The sequence below is a fragment of the Paracoccus sp. TOH genome (assembly GCF_030388245.1).
Classification (GTDB): Bacteria; Pseudomonadota; Alphaproteobacteria; order Rhodobacterales; family Rhodobacteraceae; genus Paracoccus; species Paracoccus simplex.
This window is the reverse complement of sequence record NZ_CP098360.1, coordinates 86,513-105,953: the sequence shown is the minus strand read 5'-3', so window position 1 is coordinate 105,953 and position 19,441 is coordinate 86,513. Positions and strand designations below refer to the sequence as shown.

16 protein-coding genes are annotated in these 19,441 nt (G+C 68.4%); 3 read left to right on the top strand and 13 right to left on the bottom strand.

What is annotated here, in order from left to right; all coding sequences use genetic code 11:
• Nucleotides 1-239: 239 nt before the first annotated feature.
• The 13 genes from NBE95_RS00520 to NBE95_RS00460 all read right to left on the bottom strand — a co-directional run bounded on the left by NBE95_RS00520 (nucleotide 240) and on the right by NBE95_RS00460 (nucleotide 14,221).
• Nucleotides 240-1,778, bottom strand: coding sequence for a CHAD domain-containing protein (locus NBE95_RS00520; protein ID WP_289893974.1), 1,539 nt, complete (start codon nucleotides 1,776-1,778; stop codon nucleotides 240-242).
• 517 nt (nucleotides 1,779-2,295) lie between these two features.
• Nucleotides 2,296-2,571, bottom strand: coding sequence for a hypothetical protein (locus NBE95_RS00515; protein WP_289893973.1), 276 nt, complete (start codon nucleotides 2,569-2,571; stop codon nucleotides 2,296-2,298).
• A 166-nt stretch (nucleotides 2,572-2,737) separates the two neighbouring features.
• Nucleotides 2,738-3,235 (bottom strand): superoxide dismutase family protein, encoded by a 498-nt coding sequence (locus tag NBE95_RS00510; protein ID WP_289893972.1) that lies wholly within the window; start codon nucleotides 3,233-3,235, stop codon nucleotides 2,738-2,740.
• Between the two features lie 71 nt (nucleotides 3,236-3,306).
• Nucleotides 3,307-4,437 carry a carboxylate-amine ligase gene (locus NBE95_RS00505; RefSeq protein WP_289893971.1) on the bottom strand — a complete coding sequence of 377 codons (1,131 nt, stop codon included), beginning with the start codon at nucleotides 4,435-4,437 and terminating at the stop codon, nucleotides 3,307-3,309.
• 130 nt (nucleotides 4,438-4,567) lie between these two features.
• Nucleotides 4,568-5,569, bottom strand: coding sequence for a 4-hydroxyproline epimerase (locus NBE95_RS00500; RefSeq protein WP_289893970.1), 1,002 nt, complete (start codon nucleotides 5,567-5,569; stop codon nucleotides 4,568-4,570).
• Between the two features lie 3 nt (nucleotides 5,570-5,572).
• Nucleotides 5,573-6,403 carry an ABC transporter permease subunit gene (locus NBE95_RS00495; RefSeq protein ID WP_289893969.1) on the bottom strand — a complete coding sequence of 277 codons (831 nt, stop codon included), beginning with the start codon at nucleotides 6,401-6,403 and terminating at the stop codon, nucleotides 5,573-5,575.
• Nucleotides 6,400-7,227, bottom strand: a complete 828-nt coding sequence (locus NBE95_RS00490) for an ABC transporter permease subunit (RefSeq protein ID WP_289893968.1) — start codon at nucleotides 7,225-7,227, stop codon at nucleotides 6,400-6,402. The genes NBE95_RS00495 and NBE95_RS00490 overlap by 4 nt, the downstream gene beginning before the upstream one ends.
• Before the next feature lie 9 nt (nucleotides 7,228-7,236).
• Nucleotides 7,237-8,301 (bottom strand): glycine betaine/L-proline ABC transporter ATP-binding protein, encoded by a 1,065-nt coding sequence (locus NBE95_RS00485; RefSeq protein ID WP_289893966.1) that lies wholly within the window; start codon nucleotides 8,299-8,301, stop codon nucleotides 7,237-7,239.
• A gap of 74 nt (nucleotides 8,302-8,375) precedes the next feature.
• Nucleotides 8,376-9,227: a glycine betaine ABC transporter substrate-binding protein gene (locus NBE95_RS00480; protein ID WP_019351712.1), complete on the bottom strand. Its 852-nt coding sequence runs from the start codon at nucleotides 9,225-9,227 to the stop codon at nucleotides 8,376-8,378.
• A gap of 259 nt (nucleotides 9,228-9,486) precedes the next feature.
• Entirely contained in the window at nucleotides 9,487-10,461 is a 975-nt protein-coding gene (locus NBE95_RS00475) for a LysR substrate-binding domain-containing protein (protein WP_289893964.1), read from the bottom strand.
• Nucleotides 10,461-11,807, bottom strand: a complete 1,347-nt coding sequence (locus NBE95_RS00470; protein WP_289893963.1) for an FAD-binding oxidoreductase — start codon at nucleotides 11,805-11,807, stop codon at nucleotides 10,461-10,463. The genes NBE95_RS00475 and NBE95_RS00470 overlap by 1 nt, the downstream gene beginning before the upstream one ends.
• A 1-nt stretch (nucleotide 11,808) precedes the next feature.
• The gene (locus NBE95_RS00465; RefSeq protein WP_289893962.1) at nucleotides 11,809-13,314 is read right to left on the bottom strand and encodes an aldehyde dehydrogenase; all 1,506 of its coding nucleotides are present in this window, start codon (nucleotides 13,312-13,314) and stop codon (nucleotides 11,809-11,811) included.
• 1 nt (nucleotide 13,315) lies between these two features.
• Nucleotides 13,316-14,221 carry a dihydrodipicolinate synthase family protein gene (locus NBE95_RS00460; RefSeq protein WP_289894873.1) on the bottom strand — a complete coding sequence of 302 codons (906 nt, stop codon included), beginning with the start codon at nucleotides 14,219-14,221 and terminating at the stop codon, nucleotides 13,316-13,318.
• 221 nt (nucleotides 14,222-14,442) lie between these two features.
• Between NBE95_RS00460 and NBE95_RS00455 the strand changes: the two genes are divergently transcribed.
• The 3 genes from NBE95_RS00455 to NBE95_RS00445 all read left to right on the top strand — a co-directional run bounded on the left by NBE95_RS00455 (nucleotide 14,443) and on the right by NBE95_RS00445 (nucleotide 19,392).
• A complete protein-coding gene (locus tag NBE95_RS00455; protein ID WP_289893961.1) occupies nucleotides 14,443-15,009 on the top strand; it encodes a TetR/AcrR family transcriptional regulator in 567 nt (188 codons plus the stop codon).
• Nucleotides 15,010-15,099: 90 nt separating this feature from the next.
• Complete coding sequence (locus tag NBE95_RS00450; RefSeq protein ID WP_289893960.1) at nucleotides 15,100-16,254, top strand: efflux RND transporter periplasmic adaptor subunit; 1,155 nt, start codon at nucleotides 15,100-15,102, stop codon at nucleotides 16,252-16,254.
• Between the two features lie 6 nt (nucleotides 16,255-16,260).
• Nucleotides 16,261-19,392 carry an efflux RND transporter permease subunit gene (locus NBE95_RS00445; protein WP_289893959.1) on the top strand — a complete coding sequence of 1,044 codons (3,132 nt, stop codon included), beginning with the start codon at nucleotides 16,261-16,263 and terminating at the stop codon, nucleotides 19,390-19,392.
• Nucleotides 19,393-19,441 lie beyond the last annotated feature (49 nt).

Sequence of the window (19,441 nt, the reverse complement as noted above, 5' to 3'; positions counted from 1 at the left end):
GGGGCGATTACGATGCCCTTGCCGCGCGGTTCAGCGCCGTAGAACGTGTCGAGCTGACGCTGGTCGTCAACACCATCAACGCCGGGAACCGCTTCGCGGTCGGTTTCCGATGCGGTTCTGGACCGACGGGAGGAGGAGTTGGCGCAGGTTCCGCACGTCCCGGCCATGCTGCGCGCAGTCGAGGCGCTGACGCATCTGGATTTCTCCGGTGCCGCGGCGCAAGCACGCGGTCCTGAAGCCTAGCGCCAGAACCGCTTGGCATCGGCGAAGGCGTCATGCGCTTCGGCGGCGGCCTCGATCAGCGCCCGCTTGTCGGCATCGCCGGCCAGCGCGGTCGCGGCCGGGTCGTCCTGCAGGCCAAGCCGGGCGATCACCTCGGGCGCGGTCACCAGGTCGTTCAGCGCCCCCATCCGGTCCTGCAGCGCTTCGAGCGTGTCGAGAAACCGCGCCGCCCTTCGCTTGCGGCGCTTCTCGGCGAACAGCGGCGCGAGGAATTCGGCGGCGTAGCGCAGCTTCTTGGCGTCCTTGCGGACCTCGTGCCGGGCGTCGTCCGGCAGTTCGGCCAGGTCGGCGCCGCCTTTCCTGACCTTGCGGCGCAGGCGGTCCAGGGCCGCGGCGGCGAATTCCCGCGTCGCCATGTCGCGGCTTTCGCTGGCCGAGGGCTGGGCTTGCCAGGGACCGATGGCCAGATATTCCGCCAGGTCGATCATCAGCAGCCGGGCCCGGCGCGAGGCCAGCGCCGCCCGGGCCCGGGCATAGGCCGCCTCGCGCGCCGGCTCGATCCTTGCCAGCAAGGCGTCGGTCTTGCAGCGCGCGCGCAGCACGTCCAGGTCGCGCGCCTGACCCAGCATGGCGGCCAGCCAGCGGCTTTCCTCGGCCAGCCGGCCGGCGGTCCCGTCCTGAAGCACGGGCCGGAAGATCGACAGCGCCGAGCGCAGCCGGCGCAGCGCCACGCGGGCCTGATGCACCGCTTCGGGGTTGGCGCGGTCGATCAGCGGCTCGTTCAGCCGGAACTGGCGCAGGCAGGCGGCGGCGATCTGGCGGAAGCTGTCTCCGGCGGTCATGTCCCGGGTCAGGACCACCGGGGCCGCCCGATGCATGCGCTGCAGCGGTCCGCGCAGCAGGAAGCCGCACCCGGCCTCGTCCAGCAGGCCAAGTCGCAGCGGCGCGATGCCGTCAAGCTGCCGCGCCAGCGAGAACAGCGCCGCTGCCGGGCCGTCCAGCAGATCCAGGCCAAGGCTGCACAGGGTGGCGCGGCGGCCGTCGGCCGTCATCTCGCCCTGGTCCAGCGCCAGCCGGATACTGGCGCCGTCCCGGGCCAGGGTCCAGAGCCGGCGCCGGGTGCTGAGCGCAAAGATGGGGGCCAGGTCCTGTGCGCGGGTGCCAAGCAGCGCCGGGACCGGCATGGAATCGTCCAGCACCGGCTGGTCGCCCGCGATGTCGCGGCGCCATTCCGGCAGCACGAAAAGCCCCGGCGGCGCGCCGGGCGCCTCGAGGATCTGCAGCCGGTCGCCGGCCTGTTCGCGGATGCACAGGGTGAAGCCGGCCGCGGCCAGGTCGCCGCCGGCTGTATCGAAATAGGTGGTGCGGACCGGGATCGGCTGCGGTGCGCCCGACAGCAGCTCGGACCCGGCCAGGGCCGCCGCCGCATCCGGGGCAAGGTCCAGCCGCAGCGCATCCGCCGCGACCGGGCCTCTGGGGGTGAAAGGATCGCTTGCCCGGGACGGCCCGGGGACCGCTGGCTTTCCGTTCTGGTCGTCTTCTGTCCTGTCGCTCATGGTCGGCCGCTTCATTATCTCCCGATGCCTATGCGGGGATTCGATGAAGATAATATGTCGTCCGCTTGACGGGCTGCGTTAAATCCGCGCAGGCCCAGGGAGGCGATCGGCCATTCGGGGACATCCTCTGCTGATGCCAGACCCGCTGGCTCGGCAAGACCAGCAGCGCGCCGATATCCCGCGCCGAAGTCCGGACGCGGCAGGAAGGCCGGCGCCGGTTTCCCGGCATCGACCACCAGATCGGCGGCCAGCGCCGGTCCTGCACCGGAACCCGCGCCATGGCGCGGGGGCGCGGCATCATCTCCATCATCGTCGGGTCCGGCCTGCGGCACGGGCCGGCGCCTTGGGGGCGGCGCGGCGGGGCACGCAAATGCCGTGCGGGTATAGGCCGCGGATACAGCGCCGGCTCGTCGGTGAGCATCACGCAGGCAATGCCCGATAGCCGTCCGGCGACATGCAGGAGGGGGATTTCCCGGTTCGGCATCGCGTCGGTCCTGATGCGGTCGGGCGGAACAGATCACTCTGCCGGGGCGCCGCCGGCTTCGGGGGCGGGTGTCGTGGTATCGGGGGCGGTGGCGGGGGCAGTCTCGGTTCCGGTGGCCGGAGCCGGGGCAGGGGCGGGCACCTCGTCGACCGGGCCCGGCACCTCGCCGGGGATCTCGGGGTTGCTGGTTTCGTCGTCGAACCACCACAGAAAGCCCAGGATGGCGATCAGCACCGCCACGATGATGCCGATGATCGGCACCAGATGGTGGCGCGTCTGCTTGTCGATATTGGTGCGGGGTGCGGACATGGCAAACCTCCTATTCCGTCTGACGGCCCTCGGCTGCGGCAGGAACGCAACCCGCCGGGCAGCCGGGTTGTTCCCGGCATCGCCCCGCATTCCCGGCCTGAAGCCGCTCGGCCGGCGCCACCGCCCGCGACGAAGCGCGACGATGGCGCCCAGCATCGGCGGCCCGCTATTCGATGACCGCGCAGGCCAGCCGGTCGCCAGCGTCGCCGCTGGGCTGGCTCTGGTGATCGTCGGGGCCGGCATGGATCATCAGCGCCCGGCCCTTGATGGCATTGTCGCCTGCGGCCAGCGTGACCAGCGGGTTGAAGACCTGGGCGCGCGCCGTGCCTTCGGCATCGACCCAGAGGTTGGGCATGTCGCCGGCATGGGGCCCACCCTCGGACAACACGCCATGCGGCCCCGCGGAAGGATTGAAATGCCCGCCGGCGGAATCGTGGCCGGTGCTGTGATCGCAGCTGCCGGTCTCGTGGATGTGGAACGCCACCCAGCTGCTGGGCGGCAGACCGGTCACCTCGGCCTCGATCAACACGCCGTTCGGGGTGGCGACAAGCGTCGCCTGCCCGGCCTCCTTGCCCTTGGCATCGACGAAACCGGCCGTCGCATCCTGCGCTTGGGCCGAGATCGGCAGCAGGGCAAGGCCGAGGGCCAGGAAATATCTGTGCATCGCTTTTCCTCCAGTCCAGGCATGTCGGGAAGGGCAACCCGCGCCTCGGGACTTTGTTCCCGGCCAGGCGCTCACAGGTCGCGGCGGAACTCGGCGATCAGCCACATCATCACCGCGCGGAAGGCTTCCTCGCGGCTGGCCCCGGCGGCAAGCGCGGTGGCAAAGATGGTCCGCTGCTGCTCGGCCGCGTTGCCGCGCAGGATCATGTCGCGCAGGCCGGCCACGGCGGGCTGGCAGTCCAGCGCATCGGCATCCTCGGCGATCGCCGCCAGCCAATCCTCGGCGATCTCGTCGAAGGGGATGATGCGGCGGGTGCCGAAGTCGATCAGCCCCTCGGTCAGGCCATAGCGGGTGGCCCGCCAACGGTTCTCGCCCAGCAGGAAATTGTCATATTGCCGCCAGCGCAGGTTCTTGCGCGACAATCGCCACAGCATCCGCAGCGTGGCCTGCACCAGCGCCACCAGGGTGATGGTGTCGTCCAGCCGGGGGCAGGCGTCGCAGATCCGCGTCTCCAGCGTCGGGAACCGCGCCGAGGGCCGCAGATCCCACCAGATCTTGCTGCCGTCCTCGATGATGCCGGCGCCGGTCAGCGCCGCGACCGAACGCTCGAACTCGTCCCAGCTGCCCATGCGCGGCGGCAGGCCGGTGCGCGGATAGCCGGCAAAGACCGTGGTGCGATACGAGGCGAGCAGCGTGTCCTCGCCCAGCCAGAACGGGCTCGAGGCCGAAAGCGCCAGCAGATGCGGCAGGAACCAGGACAGCTGGTTCATCAGGTCGATGCGCAGCGCCTGGTCGGGGATGCCGACATGGACATGCATGCCGCAGATCAGCATGCGCCGCGACACGCCGCCCATTTCCTGCGAGATCTGCCGGTAGCGGTCCTTGTCGGTGCGGCCCTGCATGCGCCAGTCCGCGACCGGATGGCAGGCGACCGAGATCGGTGCCAGGCCGAATTCGGCGGCGTGGCGGGCGATGCTGTCGCGCAGCCGCGCCAGATGCGCCCGCGCCTCGGTCACGTCGGCGGCGATGGGGGTGCCGATCTCGATCTGGCAGCGCAGGAATTCCGGGCCGACCTGGTCGGCCAGCTCGGCCTTGCAGGCCTGCATCAGCGCCTCGGGCGCTTCGTGCAGATCGCCGCTTTCGGCGTCGACCAGCAGATATTCCTCTTCGATGCCCAGGGTGAACGGGATCTCCTCTGCCATGGCCGGCCCTTTCCTGTCAGAACGCTGTCCGGCCGAACCCGGAAGGGCTGCGCGATGTTCCCGGAGTTTCAGGGCAGGCCGGCGCCCCGCCGCCGGGCGCGGCGAAGGCCCCGGCTCCGGCGGCGGCCGTTCACGCGATCTGGAAGCCGTGGCGCAGCGGGTCGTCGTCATCGACCAGGATGGTGTTGTGGCCGATGATCCGCGCCCAGCCGCCGATGCTGGGCAGGATGCCGGCATGGTCGCCCACCGTCGCCGCCTGCTCGGCCCGGCCTTCGAAGACGGTGCCGATCAGGCTTTTGTTGCGGAAACTCTCGCCCACCGCCAGCCGACCCTTGCCATGAAGTTGCGCCATGCGCGCCGAGGTGCCGGTGCCGCCGGGCGAGCGGTCGATGGCCTTGTCGCCATAGAACACCGCATCGCGCCCATCGCAATCCGGCCCGTCCGGCCCGTCGCACCAGATGGCGTGATGGACGCCGCGGATACGCGCGTCCTCGGGGTGGACGACCTTGTCGCCGATCTCGGCCAGCGCCTCGCGCAGGGCGCGGCTGTGGGTCACGATCTCGGATGCGGTCATGCCGGTCAGGCCGGGCCAGTTTTCCTGCGGCTCGATCACCGCGTAGAAATTGCCGCCATAGGCGATGTCCACGGTCAGCGGGCCAAGGCCCGGCACCTCGACGGCGATGTCGGCGCTGTGCAGGAAGCTCGGCACGTTGAACAGCCGCACCGAGGCGACGCGCGCGCCCTCCATCGTGTAGTCCACGTCGACGCGGCCGGCCGGGGTCTCGATGGCCAGCCGGCCGGGGGTCTTCGGTGTGACCAGCCCTTCCTCAATGGCGACGGTGGCCAGGCCGATGGTGCCGGCGCCGCACATCGGCAGGCAGCCCGACACCTCGATGAACAGCGCCGCGAGGTCGCAATCCTCGCGATGGGCAGGATAGAGGATGGCGCCCGACATGATGTCATGGCCGCGCGGCTCGAACATCAGCGCGGTGCGCACCCAGTCGTGGTCGCGCAGGAACAGGTCGCGGCGCTCAAAGATCGGCAGATGCGGCAGCAGCGGCGCGCCACCGGCCACGACCCGGACCGGGTTGCCGCAGGTATGCGCGTCGATGCAGAAGAAGCGATGGCGCATCGGTCAGCCCGCCTTCCGCCGGCGGTCGAGCGCGCCGCGCGACAGGCGGTCGAGCAGCAGCGCCACGGCGACGATGGCAAGGCCGGCGCGCAGGCCAAGGCCCATCTCCATCCGCGTCAGGCCGCGCGTCACCTCGGCGCCCAGCCCGCCGGCGCCGACCAGGCCTGCCAGCACCACCATGGCCAGCGACAGCAGGATGCACTGGTTCAGCCCGACCAGCAGCGTGGGCTTCGCCGCCGGGAACTCGATCTTCCACAGGATGGTGCGGGGCTTGGCGCCGATGGCCTGGCCGAGCTCTTTCAGGTCCGTCGGCACGCCGCGGAAGGCCAGCGTGGTCAGTCGCAACATCGGCGGGATGCCGTAGACGATGGTGGCGATGATGGCCGGGACGCGGCCCAGGCTGAAGATCATCACCGCCGGGATCAGGTAGACCCAGGGCGGCACCGTCTGCATCACGTCGAGGACCGGGCGCAGCGCCGCCTCGACCCGCGGCCGCCGGGCGGCGAGGATGCCCAGCGGAAAGGCGATGGCGACCGCGATCAGCACCGCGACCAGCACCAGCGCGATGGTCTGCATCGAGGCTTGCCACAGCCCCATCAGCCAGCAGAAACCCAGGCAGCAGCCGACCAGGACCGCCACCCGCAGCCCGGCCGCGAAGAAGGCCAGCGCCACCACCAGGGCGATCAGCCCGGCGGGCGGCAGGGCCAGGAAGGCGGCCTCGATGGCGCCCAGCACCGCCTCGATCACCTGCGTGACCAGAGCGAAGAACGGGTGGAAATTGGCGTTCAGCCAATCGACGACGGGGGCCAGGACGGCTCCGGGATTGAAGGTCATTTCACCCTCGCTGCGGCTTGCGTCACGCGGTCCAGCACCATGGTCAGGATGACGATGGCGATCGAGGCGTTGATCGAGGTGGCGATGTCCAGCGTGCGGATGGCGCCGTAGATGGTCTCGCCCAGGCCCCCCGAGCCGACGATGCCCGCGATCACCACCATGCCGAAGGCCATCATCAGGCTTTGGTTGATGCCGGCCATGATCGAGGGCACGGCAAAGGGCAGGCGGATCTTGAAGAACATCTGCGCCGGGGTTACGCCGGTGGCATGGCCCAGTTCGATGAACTCGTTGGGCGTCTGGCGGATGCCGAGCGCGGTCAGCCGGATCGCCGGCGGCATGGCGACGATCACCGTGGCGACCAGCGCGGTCGCGGGGCCGTAGCCCAGCAGCGCGATGGCCGGCAGCAGGTAGATATAGGGCGGCATGGTCTGGATCAGGTCCAGAACCGGGGTCAGCGCCCGGTCGAGCCGCGGCATCAGCCCGGCCAGCACCCCGAGCGGCAGGCTGAGCGCCAGGGCGATGACGGTGGCGGCGATGACCAGCGCCAGCGTGCTCATGGTTTCCGGCCAGAGCGCCATGGCGGCGCAGGCGACCAGCGCGACGGCGGTGGCGATGCCGGCGCCAAGGCCCAGAACCCGCCAGGCCAGCAGCCCGGCCAGCGCGGCGATGACGGAGAAGGGCGGCAGCATCAGAAGCCAGAGCACCCCGTCATAGAGCCCCTCGAGCACCAGGCGGAAGAAGTCGAAGACAAAGGCGGCGTGGTCGGAAAGCCAGAACAGCGCGTTGTCGACGGCCGTGTCAAAGGCGGTCACGAAGTTTTCCATGGCCATCCCTCAGGCTGCGCGGGCGTCGGGCTCGCCGCGCACGCCTTGCAGCAGGTTGCGGATGGTGACGATGCCGACCGGCCGGCCGCCGTCCTCGACGACGATGGCATCGCTGCCGGTCTCGGTGATCAGGCCGATCAGCGTGTCGATATCGGCCTCGGGCGAGCAGCGCGGCAGGCCGTCGGCGGCGCCCGGCCATTGCTTGGGCGGGATCATCACCGAATGCGCCTTGACCAGATGCAGCCGCGAGATGCCGGCGACGAAATCGGCGACATATTGGTCGGCGGGGTTCATCACGATCTCCTCGGCGGTGCCGGTCTGGATGATGACGCCGTCCTTCATGATGGCGATGCGGTCGCCGATGCGGATCGCCTCGTCGAGGTCGTGGGTGATGAAGACGGCGGACTTGCCCAGATCCTTGGTCAATTGCCGGAACTCGTCCTGCAATTGCCGGCGGATCAGCGGGTCGAGCGCCGAGAACGGCTCGTCCATCAGGATGATCTCGGGGTCCGAGGTCAGGGCGCGGGCCAGACCGACGCGCTGCTGCATGCCGCCCGACAGTTCCGAGGGATAGCGCGCCTTCCAGTCCGAGAGCCCAACCTTGGCCAGCGCGGCCTCGGCGGCGCGGTTGCGCTCGTCGCGCGACACGCCCTGCACCTCAAGGCCGAAGGCGGCATTCTCCAGCACCGTGCGCTGCGGCAGCAGCGCCACCGACTGGAACACCATGCCGATGTGGCGGGCGCGGGTCTCGCGCAGGGTGGCGGCGTCCATGGTCGAGATGTCGTGGCCCTTGACCACGACCTTGCCCAGGCTCGGCTCGATCAGCCGGTTCAGCAGCCGGATCAAGGTCGACTTGCCCGAACCCGACAGGCCCATGATGCAGAAGATCTCGCCGCGGCGCACCTGCAGCGTGGCATCCGAGACGCCGACCACGCAATTGTAGTCCTGCAGGATGTCCTTCTTGGTCAGGCCGCGTTCGGTGATCGCGCGGATCGCCTCGGCATTGCGGTCGCCGAAGACCTTCCAGACCGACTGGCAATCGATCAGAACGTCGCTGGTGTCTGCTTGCGTCATTTCCATTTCCCTGTCGCGCCTTTGCTCGTGCCATTGCCGGGCGGCCCGCGATCGGGCCGCCCGTGCCGGAGGCATCAGTAGGACTTGATGTTTTCCCAGCGCCCGATCAGGTCGGCATGGGCCTCGATCCAGTCCGCGATGGCCTGGTCCATGCTCTTGCCCTCGTTCACCGCCGCGTTGATCGCGGTGATGTCGGCAAGCGGCACGTAGACGCTGGCGATGGCCTCGCGCGCTTCGGGGTTTTCTTCCGAAAAGCCCTTCTGGCCGATCCAGTAATAGCCCTGCGGCGGGGCAAAGACGCCCTTGGGATCGGCCAGGAATTTGGTGTCGAACTTCTGCACCATCCAGGACGGCTCCCAGATCGTCACCGCGATCCATTCCTGCCGGTCGGTCGCCGATTTCAGGGCGGCAGTCATGGCGGCGGAGCTGCCCTCGACCAGCTGGAGGTTCAGCCCATAGGCGGATACCGCATCGCTGGCCTCGCGCATGAGGCCCGATCCCGGCTCGATGCCGACGATCTTGCCGCCGAACTTGTCGGCATTCTCGTTCAGCTGCTCGATCGATTCCACGGGCACGTATTTCGGCACCGCGATGCCCTGATAAAGCCCGTGCGAGACCGGCGAGATCTTCTCCAGCCGGTTCTTGTTGCGCTGCCAGTAATCCTGGGCGACGTAATCGATCTGCGAGGCGATGATCTGCACGTCGCCCTTGGCCAGCGCCGCATAGGCGATGCCCCATTCCGAGAACTCGGTCAGCTCGACGGTGAAGCCCTTGTCCTCCAGCACCTTCTTGGTGATGCCCGTGATCGGGGTCAGGTCTTCCCAGGACAGGGTGCCCATCTTGATCACCTTGTCCTGCGCCAGCACCGGCGAGGCGAGCCCCAGCGCCACGGCGCCGGCAAGGATGGCTTTGAACAGTTTGCGCATTCAGATTCCTCCGCTGATTGGTCTTCCTGGGTGGTCCGGGCCATGGACATCACCCGGCCTTCGCCGCGGCACGCGCCACGGCGGGATCGTTCCGGCGCAGCCCGGCAGGGGCCGCGTTATTCCAGAGGGTTACGGATTGGTCGTCTCAGGATTCCCCCTATCCTGAATGCCGCAATTTATCCCTTGGCGCCGGATTCCGGGCAAACGAGAATTTGCTTCGGTTGGGCATTAGAAAATCTACGGCGCGCGGCCGCAGGGATCAGCCTGCCTGTTCCCGCAATGCCGCCAGCACATGCTCGACAAACGCCGCCACGCCGGGGCGCTTGAGCGATTTCTGCTTGCAGTTCAGGAAGTTGCCTCGTCCGGCGGTGATCGGTGCCGGATGGGCGAAGGCCAGCCGGCCCTGGCCGATCAGGGCCTGCACCATGTGGTGCCAGCCCAGCATCACCCCCTCGCCGCGCAAGGCGGCGTTCATCAGCAGGCTGACCTTGTTGGTGGACAGCGTCGAGGGCGCCTTGTTCCATTCGGCGCCCTGGGCGCGAAACCATTCCGCCCAGCCCAGCGGCTGCCAGCCGATGGCATCCGCGCTCCAATGCCGGTCGTGCAGGTGCAGCAGGTTGACGCGGTTCAGGGCATCGGCCTCGTCGAAGGGGCCGTGCTCGGCCAGGAAGGCCGGGGTGCAGACCGGCTGGGCGATCTCCTGGAACAGGAAATGCAGTTCCTCGCCGACCTCGCAGCGCTCGTTGCCGCAGAGGAACGAGATGTCCACCTCGGAATAGTTGCGCAGGGTGTCGTCGGCATCCGAGGCCAGCACCACGAAGCCGATCTCGGGATGCTGGGCGCGGAAGCTGTCCATCAGCGGCTGCAGCCAGAACAGCGCCATGGCGTCGGTGGCCGAGACGGTCACGGTCTGCGGCCCCTCGTCGCCGGTCAGCACCGACACCGCGGCGCTGATGGTGTCAAGCCCGGCGGTGACGGCCGAATGCAGGCTTGCGCCTTCGGCCGTCAGTTCCAGCGCATTGTGCTTGCGCACGAACAGCGCGGTGTCCAGCGCGCGTTCCAGCAGGCGGATCTGCTGGCTGACCGCGCCCTGGGTCACGTTCAGTTCCTTCGCCGCCAGGGTGAAGCTGAGATGCTTCGCCGCCACCTCGAATGTCGCGAACGAACCGAGCGAGGGCAGGTAGCGGCGCTTGATCGGCGGCATGGCGGTGACGTTCCCTGTTGATCGGGACATCATTCTAACCGGGACTGCCACTCTTTCCAGCGCATATAGGCATTGGCGCCGATGGTGTCGAAGGGATGCGGCGGCAGGCGGCCCGGCTCGGCCTCGGCGGTGAAGAACTCGGTGATCATGCTCGACCGCCCGCACAGCATCTCGGCCGCGCCGATGCCGGTCAGGGTGCTGCGGGTGGTGCCCAGGCCGTTGTCCACGCAGGCGGCGAACAGCCCGGGTTCCAGTTCGCGCATGACCGAGACGCCGTTTTTCGACAGGCACAGGTGCCCCGACCAGCAATATGCGAAGCGCAGTCCCTTCAGCATCGGGAAACGCGCGTCGAATTTCTGCCGCATGTGGTCCACCAGGCGGGCCAGGTCGGCGGCGCTGGTCTGCATGTCCGGCCGGTAATAGCCGCCCTGGCGGATGACGATGCGGTTGCCGCCCTGCGCCGGGCCGATCCGGCGCACCGTGGTGCCCATCGGGTCCGAGGGCGTGGCGCCCCAGCATTCCTGGCCGCCAAGCGCGCGGATCGCCTCGGGCGACAGTTCCTCGGTCATGCAGGCGTTCAGCATGATGTGCATCAGCCGGCCGCGCTTGAAGCCGAAGCTTTCCAGATGGCCGTTATTGGCCATGATGACCCGCTGCGCCAGAAGCGCGCCCTGCGCCGTCGCCAGCCGCCAGCCCTGCGGCGCGGTCTCGATGGTCAGCACCGGCGAGTTCTCATAGATGCGCACGCCGCCGCGCTCCAGCCCGGCGGCCAGGCCCTGCACATAGCCGGCCGGCTGGATCATCGCCGTGCCGGGGGTATAGAGCCCGCCCCGGTAATAGCCGGTGCCGGTGATCTCGTGCATGGCCCGGGCGTCCAGCAGCTCATGCGCTTCGCCCAGGTCGTGCAGATGCCTGGCATAGCTTTCGTTCGCGGCCAGCCCGGCCTCCGAGGCGGCGGCGTTGATCTTGCCCGAGCGCTGGAACCAGCCCTCGGGGATGCCGTATTCCGCCACCGCCTGCGCCGCGAAGTCGATGGCATGGCGGTTCAGCCGCGTCAGCTGCCGGTCGTGGCTGTCGCCCGAGCCGGCATAGTCCGACGAGGTCAGCTCATGCGGCAGGTCGATCATGAAGCCGGAATTGCGCCCGGTGCCGCCTTCGGAAATCCGCGCGGCATCCAGGATCGCCACATCCAGGCCCGGGTCGATCTGGTGCAGGCGCCGGGCGGCCGAGAGTCCGGCGAAGCCGCCGCCGACGATGGCGACGTCGCAGCCCGTGCTGCCGTCCAGCCGCGCGCGGGGCGCGACCGGCGGCAGGATGACGCTCCACCCGGCCGGGCCGTTGAAGACCGGGGTGCGGACGGCCTGATGCCGGCCCATGTCAGTCGAGGCCCGCTGCGGCGTTGTCGGTCAGGTCCAGCCAGATGGTTTTCAGCTGGGTATATTGGTCATGGGCGTGGATCGAGTTGTCGCGGCCGCCGAAGCCCGACTGCTTGTAGCCGCCGAACGGGGTGGTCACGTCGCCCTCGCCGAAGCTGTTCACCGTCACCGTGCCGGCCCGCAAGGCCCGCGCGCCGCGCAGCGCCCGCTTGCCGTTGGCCGAGAAGATCGAGGCGGCCAGCCCGTATTCGGTATCGTTGGCCACCGCGATCGCTTCCTCGAAGCTGTCCACCGCGATCACGGTCAGGATCGGGCCGAAAATTTCTTCCACCGCCAGCCGGGAATCGCGGCCGGTCTCGACGATGGTCGGTTCGATGAAGCCTTCCGAAACCACCTTGCCGCCCATCAGCACCATCTCGGACCGCGCAGCCTCAAGATAGCTGCTGACCTTCTGGAAATGTGATTGCGAGATCAGCGCGCCGACGCGGATGCTTGGGTCCAGCGGATCGCCGACCTGCCACCCGGCCGCCTCGGCCCGGACCTTCTCCAGCAGCCGGTCCTTGATGCCGCGCTGCACGATCAGGCGCGAGCCGGCCGAGCAGTTCTGGCCCATGTTCCAGAAGGCGCCGTTCACGACATGCGCCGCCACCGCGTCGAGATCCTCGGCATCGTCCAGCACGATGCAGGGGTTCTTGCCGCCCAGCTCCAGCACCACCTCCTTGAGGTTGCTGTCGGTGGAATAGGTCAGGAAACGCCGCCCGGTCGCGGTCGAGCCGGTGAAGCTGACCATGTCCACGTCCGTGTGCCGGCCCAGCGGCTCTCCTACCTGCGAACCCGAGCCGGTGACGATGTTCAGCACCCCGGCCGGCAGCCCGGCCTTGGCCGCCAGTTCCGCCACCCGCAACGTGGTCAGCGTCGTTTCGCCCGCCGGCTTCAGCACCACCGAGCAACCGGCGGCCAGCGCCGGGCCGATCTTCCAGGCCAGCATCAAAAGCGGGAAGTTCCAGGGCAGCACCAGCCCCACGACCCCCACCGGCTCGCGCACCACCATGGCGATGTGGTTGTCCGAGGCCGGCGAGACCTGGTCGTAGATCTTGTCGATCAGCTCCGCATGCCATTTGATGACATGGATCGTCTCGGGCACGTCCACGGTTTCGCAATCGAAGATGGTCTTGCCGGCGTCGAGGCTTTCCAGCACCGCCAGTTCGCGGGCGTGTTCCTGCATCAGCGCGGCGAGGCGCAACAGGGTTTCCTTGCGCTCGCCCGGATGCAGCTTCGACCAGCGCCCGTCCTCGAAGGCGGCGCGGGCGGCGGTCACGGCCAGGTCCACGTCCTCGGGGCCGCAGGCGGCGATCTCGGCCAGCGGCTCGCCCGTGGCCGGGTTGGTGGTGGTGAAGGTCTTGCCCGAAAGCGCGGGACGGAATCCCCCGTCGATGAAGGCCAGCGTCGGGAAGGTCAGGCCGGCGGCGATGGCCTTGTATTCTTCGGTGGTCAGCAGATCGGTCATCTTACTTCCCCTCGACAATGGCCTGGACGGCGGTTTTCAGCGTGGCGATGACGGCTTCCAGCTCGGCCTTTTCGTCGGCGTTCAGCCCCTGCAGCGGCGGGCGCATCGGGCCGGCGCGCAAGCCGGTGGTCTCGACCCCGTGCTTGACGCATTGGATGAACTTGCCGCCCTGTTCCAGCACCGCCATCAGCGGCATCATCGCCGCCATGATCGCGCGCCCCTTGGCGAAATCGCCGCGCACGGCGCAGGCTTCGTAAAGCGCGACATGCTCCTCGGGCAGGAAGTTCGAGCCGGCGCAGATCCAGCTGCGCGCGCCCCAGGCGAAAAATTCCAACGCTTGGTCGTCCATGCCGCAGCTCATCTGGATCTGCGGATAGTCGCAGGCCAGCGTGTGGATGCGGTTCACGTCGCCCGAGCTTTCCTTGATGCCGATGACGTTCCTGGACTGGCTGACGATGTCGAGGAATTCGCGCCCCATGCTGACGCCCATGCGGCCGGGATAATTGTAAAGGATGACCGGCAGATCGGCGGCGCGGTCGATCTCCAGCGCGTTGGCGGCGTTCTCGGCCTCGGTCGGGACGGAATAGGGCGGGGTGCCCAGCAGGATCGCATCGGCGCCCATTTCGCGGGCGCCTTCGGCCAGCGCGAGGGAATCGGGGGTGCGCATGGCGCCGGTGCCGACGATGACCGGCAGCCGGCCATCGGCGCGCTCGGTGATGAAGCGGGCCAGTTCCAGCCGCTCCTCGACGGTCTCGGCATAGTTCTCGCCGGTGGAACCGCCCGAGATCAACCCGTGCACGCCGCCGGCGACCAGCCGCTCGACCAGATCGGCCAGGGCGTCATGGTCGATCGCGCCATCGGCGTGAAACGGCGTGATCACCGGGGTGTAAATGCCTTCCAGAACCATGCGGGGTGTCATGTCGCGGCCTCCATTCCTCTGCAACCGCCCCGGGCGGGGCGTATCCCTGCCATGAGGTAAGTCCACAGGCCGGCAGCCCGCAAAGGAGAATGTTCAGGGATTGGGCATTAGAAAAACTAGGGTCTCGCCGGTCCCGACGGGCGCGGCGGGTTGACAGCCTCGTCCCCGAATTATAAACGAACGGTCGTGCTGAAATTATCTGGGCCGCCATGGGACGCAAGCGCTCGATCGACCGGGACGAACTGATGCAGGCCATCGAGCGGGTGGCCCGCCGTTCGGGCATTGCCGGGCTGAGCATCGACGCCGTCGCCAAGGAGGCGGGGATCAGCAAGTCCAGCGTGGTCTATGACTGCGACAGCAAGGCCGGGCTGCTGGCGGCCTTCATCCGCCACAAGATGGCCCAGCATTGCGGTCGTTTGCCCGACATCCAGGCCCGGCATAAGGGCAAGCCCAATGCCCGGCTGCGCGAGATGATCGACGAATACCGCCGCGTTCCGACCGAGGAAGAACTGGCCATGGCGCTGCTGATCAGCGCCAGCATGGGCGAACATGCCGAATGCCGCGAGATCATGAGCGAGAAGCTGGCCGGCGATGCCGAGATGGTCGCGGCCCAGGCGGGCAACCGGCAGCGGATGCTGATGACGCTGCTGACCCTGCATGGCATGGCCTACCTTGAATATTTCGGCTTTTACCGTTTCGACCAGGAAACCCGCAATGAGATCCTTGATGAATTGATGGCGGTCGCGGAAAGCGATCCCGGCGTGCCCGGAGACTGACCTCCACCCATCCAGACTCCCAGGAAAGACCGATCCATGACGATGAAATTTTCCCCCGGCGTTGCCGCCGGGCTTGTGTTTTGCTGCCTGATGGCAGCTTCTCCGTTGGCGGCGCAGCAGCTTCCGCCGCCGCAGGTCAGCGTGCAGGAGCTCACCCCCGAGGCGCTGCCGGTCATCAACGAACTGCCCGGCCGGGTGGCCGCGACCCGCATCGCCGAGGTGCGGCCCCGGGTCGGCGGCATCGTCATCGAGCGCGTCTTCGAGCAGGGCGGCAAGGTCGAGACCGGCGACGTGCTGTATCGCATCGACCCCGCGCCCTATGATGTGCGCGTCGCCAGCGCCAAGGCGACGCTGGCGCGCGCCCAGGCCACGGCGCTGAACGCCGCCGACCAGGAAAAGCGCGCCCGGGCCCTGCGCGAGCGCAAGGTGACGGCGGGCGCCGATCTGGACAATGCCACCACGGCGCTGGCCCAGGCCGAGGCGGACGTGGCCATCGCCCGCGCCGCCCTGCAGGAGGCCGAGCTGAACCGCGGCTATACCGTGGTCACCGCCCCGATTTCGGGCGTGGTCGGCCGGGCGCTGGTGACCGAAGGGGCGCTGGTCAACGCGCAGACCGACGTCATGGCGACGATCCAGCAGCTCGATCCGGTCTATGTGGACTTCACCCAATCCTCGTCCGAGCTGTTCGCGCTGCGCCGGGCGCTGGCGGCGGGGCAGCTGGCGATGATGTCGGCCGACGAGGCCGAGGTGCGGCTGGTCTTCGACGACGGCAGCGGTTACGCCCATCCCGGCAAGCTGCTGTTCTCGGAAGCCAGCGTGGACAGTTCCACCGGGCAGATCACCCTGCGGGCCGAATTTCCCAATCCCGAGGGCGAGTTGCTGCCCGGCCTTTATGTCCGGGTGCGGATCGAACAGGCGATGCGGGACAATGCGCTGACCATTCCGCAGATGGCGGTGCAGCGCGACCAGTCCGGCCAGGCCTATGTCTATGTTCTGAAGGACAAGGACACGGTCGAGCGGCGCGACGTCACCCTGGGCCAGACCAGCGACAACCGCTGGCTGGTCGAGGCAGGGCTGAAGCCCGGCGAGCGGGTGGTCGTCGCCGGGGCGCAGAAACTCTATCCCGACGCCAAGGTGAAGCCGCAGCCGGTCGTGGCCGCAAGGCCGGTGCCCGCCGGGGCCGCCGCCGCGGCCGAGACGCCCGAGGCCGCGCTGCCCGCCAGCGACGTCAAGGCCGGGGAATAAGGCAGCATGGCACAGTTCTTCATTCGCCGGCCGGTGCTGGCATGGGTCATCTCGATCTTCATCGTCATCGCCGGGCTGCTGGCGCTGCCGAACATCCCGGTGGCGCAATACCCGCAGGTGGCCTGGCCGCAGATCACCATCTCGACCTCCTACACCGGCGCCGCGCCGGGCGAGATCAACCAGGCCGTCGCCCAGCCCATCGAGGATGAGCTGAACGGCGTCGAGGGGTTGGCCTATTACGAATCCGTCTCGGATTCCTCGGGGGCCATGCAGATCACCGCGACCTTCGAGCCCGGCACCGACGTGGCCCGCGCCCAGGTGGACGTGCAGAACGCGGTGTCGCGGGTCGAGCCGCTGCTGCCGCAAAGCGTGGTCGACCAGGGGGTGCTGATCGAGGAGGCCGGCTCGGGCTTCCTGATGATGGTGGCGCTGACCTCGGAAGACGGGTCGATGGACGACATCGCGCTGGGCGATTACATCAACCGCAACGTCGCCGGCGAGCTGCGGCGGATCGAGGGCGTCGGCCGGGCGCAGGTCTTCGCGCCCGAACGCGCGCTGCGCATCTGGGTCGATCCGGCCAAGATGACCGGCCTGAACCTTTCCTCGGCCGAGATCGTCGCCGCGGTGCGGGCGCAGAACGCCCAGGTCGCGGCCGGCAAGGTCGGGGCCGATCCCAACCCCATCGGCCAGCAGCTGACCGCGACCGTGCTGATCAAGGGCCAGCTTGCCGATCCCGAGGAATTCGGCCGGATCGTGCTGCGCGCCAATCCCGACGGCTCGGCCGTGCTGCTGCGCGACGTCGCCCGCATCGAGGTCGGGGCCGAGACCTACAGCTTCGCCTCGCGGCTGGATGGCAAGCCCGCGGCGGCGCTGGGGATCCAGCTTTCCAGCACCGGCAACGCGCTGAACACCTCGGAAGCGGTGCATCAGAAGATGGAGGAGCTGTCGCGCTTCTTCCCGCAGGGCGTGGCCTACACCATCCCCTATGACACCACCCCCTTCGTCGAGGCCTCGATCGAAAAGGTGCTGCACACGCTGGTCGAAGCGGTGGCCCTGGTCTTCGTGGTGATGTTCCTGTTCCTGCAGAACTTCCGCTACACGATCATCCCGACCATCGTGGTGCCCATCGCGCTGATGGGGACGGTGGCGGTCATGCTGGCGGCCGGCTTCTCGATCAACGTGTTGACCATGTTCGCCATGGTGCTGGCCATCGGCATCCTGGTCGACGACGCCATCGTGGTGATCGAGAACGTCGAGCGCATCATGGCGACCGAGGGCCTGCCCCCGCGCGAGGCGACGCAGAAGGCCATGGGCCAGATCTCGGGCGCCATTGTCGGCATCACCCTGGTCCTGGCGGCGGTCTTTGTGCCGATGGCCTTTTTCCCCGGCTCGTCGGGGATCATCTATCGGCAGTTCGCGCTGACCATGGTGGTGTCGATCCTGTTCTCGGCCTTCCTCGCGCTGACGCTGACCCCGGCGCTTTGCGCCACCTTCCTGAAGCCGATCAGCGGCCATCACGAAAAGAAGGGCTTCTTCGGCTGGTTCAACCGCAACTTCGACCGGCTGACTGGGCGCTACGCGCGCGCGGTGGGGCTGGTGACGCGCCGGCGGCTGGTGATGATGGTGTTCTATGTCGGGCTGGTGGTCGCCACCGGCATGGGCTTCCTGCGCCTGCCGACCAGCTTCCTGCCCAACGAGGATCAGGGGTTCGTCATCAGCGACGTGCAGACCCCGGCCACCGCCAGCTCGAACCGCACCGACGAGGTGCTGGCCGAGGCCACGCAGATGTACCGGGACATGGAGGCGGTCGAGAACGTCGTTTCGATCCGCGGCTTCAGCTTCTCGGGGCAGGGGCCGAATGCCGGGCTGATCTTCACCACCTTCAAGGACTGGGCCGAGCGCGAGCAATCGGCGCAGGACATCGCCGATGCCGCGAACATGCAGCTGTTCGGCTATCGGGACGCGCAGGCCTTCGCGCTGTCGCCGCCGCCGATCCCCGGCTTCGGCACCACCGGCGGCTTCAGCTTCCGCCTGCAGGATCGCGGCGGGCAGGGCCAGGAGGCGCTGCTGGCCGCCGCCCAGCAGATCATGGCGCAGGCGCAGGAGGGCGGTGTCGTCACCGGGTTGCGCATCGAGGGGCTGCCCTCGGCCGCGCAGGTCTTCGTGACCATCGACCGCGAAAAGGCCAATGCCTTCGGCGTGACCTTCGCCGACATCTCGGCCACCATCTCGCAATATCTCGGCTCGGCCTATATCAACGACTTCCCGAATGCCGGGAAGATGCAGCGCGTGGTCATGCAGGCCGAGGACGACAGTCGCATGCAGGCCGAGGACGTCCTGAAGCTGACGGTGCGCAACAGCAATGGCGGCATGGTGCCGTTTTCCTCCTTCGCCAGCGTCAGCTGGGAACAGGGGCCGTCGCAGGTCGTGGGCTATAACGGCTATCCCGCGGTCCGCATCGCCGGTTCGGCCGCACCGGGCCACAGTTCCGGCGCCGCCATGGCCGAGATGGCGCGGCTGGCGGCCGAGCTGCCGCAGGGCTTCGGCTATGAATGGACCGGGCAATCGCTCGAGGAAATCCAGGCCGGCAGCCAGGCGACGCTGCTTTACGCGATGAGCATCCTGTTCGTCTTCCTGTTGCTGTCGGGGCTTTACGAAAGCTGGTCGATTCCCCTGTCGGTGATGCTGGTGGTGCCGCTGGGCGTGCTGGGCTGCGTGATCGCGGTCATGCTGCGCGACATGCCCAACGACATTTACTTCAAGGTCGGCCTGATCGCGATCATCGGACTTTCGGCCAAGAACGCCATCCTGATCGTCGAATTCGCCAAAGACCTGCGCGAACAGGGGCAAAGTCTGATCGAGGCGGCGGTGACGGCGGCAAGGCTGCGCTTCCGGCCGATCCTGATGACCTCGCTGGCCTTCACCTTGGGCGTGCTGCCGCTGGCCATCGCCACCGGGCCCTCGGCCGCCAGCCAGAATGCCATCGGCACCGGCGTCATCGGCGGCATGATCGCGGCCACGGTGCTGGCGATCTTCTTCGTGCCGGTGTTCTTCGTCTTCGTTCTGGGCCTGTTCAGCCGGTTGGGCGGCAAGGCGCGGACCGGGGCCGATCCGGCCCGGGCGGATGCGGCGGGCTAGGCTCCGGCCGCGCCGCCGGCACGGGTGGGCCTGGTCCGCCCGTGCCTTT

Coding starts and splice junctions, on each gene's coding strand:
- NBE95_RS00520 (WP_289893974.1), bottom strand. CDS start 1,778: ATGAGCGACAGGACAGAAGACGACCAGAACGGAAAGCCAGCGGTCCCC.
- NBE95_RS00515 (WP_289893973.1), bottom strand. CDS start 2,571: ATGTCCGCACCCCGCACCAATATCGACAAGCAGACGCGCCACCATCTG.
- NBE95_RS00510 (WP_289893972.1), bottom strand. CDS start 3,235: ATGCACAGATATTTCCTGGCCCTCGGCCTTGCCCTGCTGCCGATCTCG.
- NBE95_RS00505 (WP_289893971.1), bottom strand. CDS start 4,437: ATGGCAGAGGAGATCCCGTTCACCCTGGGCATCGAAGAGGAATATCTG.
- NBE95_RS00500 (WP_289893970.1), bottom strand. CDS start 5,569: ATGCGCCATCGCTTCTTCTGCATCGACGCGCATACCTGCGGCAACCCG.
- NBE95_RS00495 (WP_289893969.1), bottom strand. CDS start 6,403: ATGACCTTCAATCCCGGAGCCGTCCTGGCCCCCGTCGTCGATTGGCTG.
- NBE95_RS00490 (WP_289893968.1), bottom strand. CDS start 7,227: ATGGAAAACTTCGTGACCGCCTTTGACACGGCCGTCGACAACGCGCTG.
- NBE95_RS00485 (WP_289893966.1), bottom strand. CDS start 8,301: ATGACGCAAGCAGACACCAGCGACGTTCTGATCGATTGCCAGTCGGTC.
- NBE95_RS00480 (WP_019351712.1), bottom strand. CDS start 9,227: ATGCGCAAACTGTTCAAAGCCATCCTTGCCGGCGCCGTGGCGCTGGGG.
- NBE95_RS00475 (WP_289893964.1), bottom strand. CDS start 10,461: ATGTCCCGATCAACAGGGAACGTCACCGCCATGCCGCCGATCAAGCGC.
- NBE95_RS00470 (WP_289893963.1), bottom strand. CDS start 11,807: ATGGGCCGGCATCAGGCCGTCCGCACCCCGGTCTTCAACGGCCCGGCC.
- NBE95_RS00465 (WP_289893962.1), bottom strand. CDS start 13,314: ATGACCGATCTGCTGACCACCGAAGAATACAAGGCCATCGCCGCCGGC.
- NBE95_RS00460 (WP_289894873.1), bottom strand. CDS start 14,221: ATGGTTCTGGAAGGCATTTACACCCCGGTGATCACGCCGTTTCACGCC.
- NBE95_RS00455 (WP_289893961.1), top strand. CDS start 14,443: ATGGGACGCAAGCGCTCGATCGACCGGGACGAACTGATGCAGGCCATC.
- NBE95_RS00450 (WP_289893960.1), top strand. CDS start 15,100: ATGGCAGCTTCTCCGTTGGCGGCGCAGCAGCTTCCGCCGCCGCAGGTC.
- NBE95_RS00445 (WP_289893959.1), top strand. CDS start 16,261: ATGGCACAGTTCTTCATTCGCCGGCCGGTGCTGGCATGGGTCATCTCG.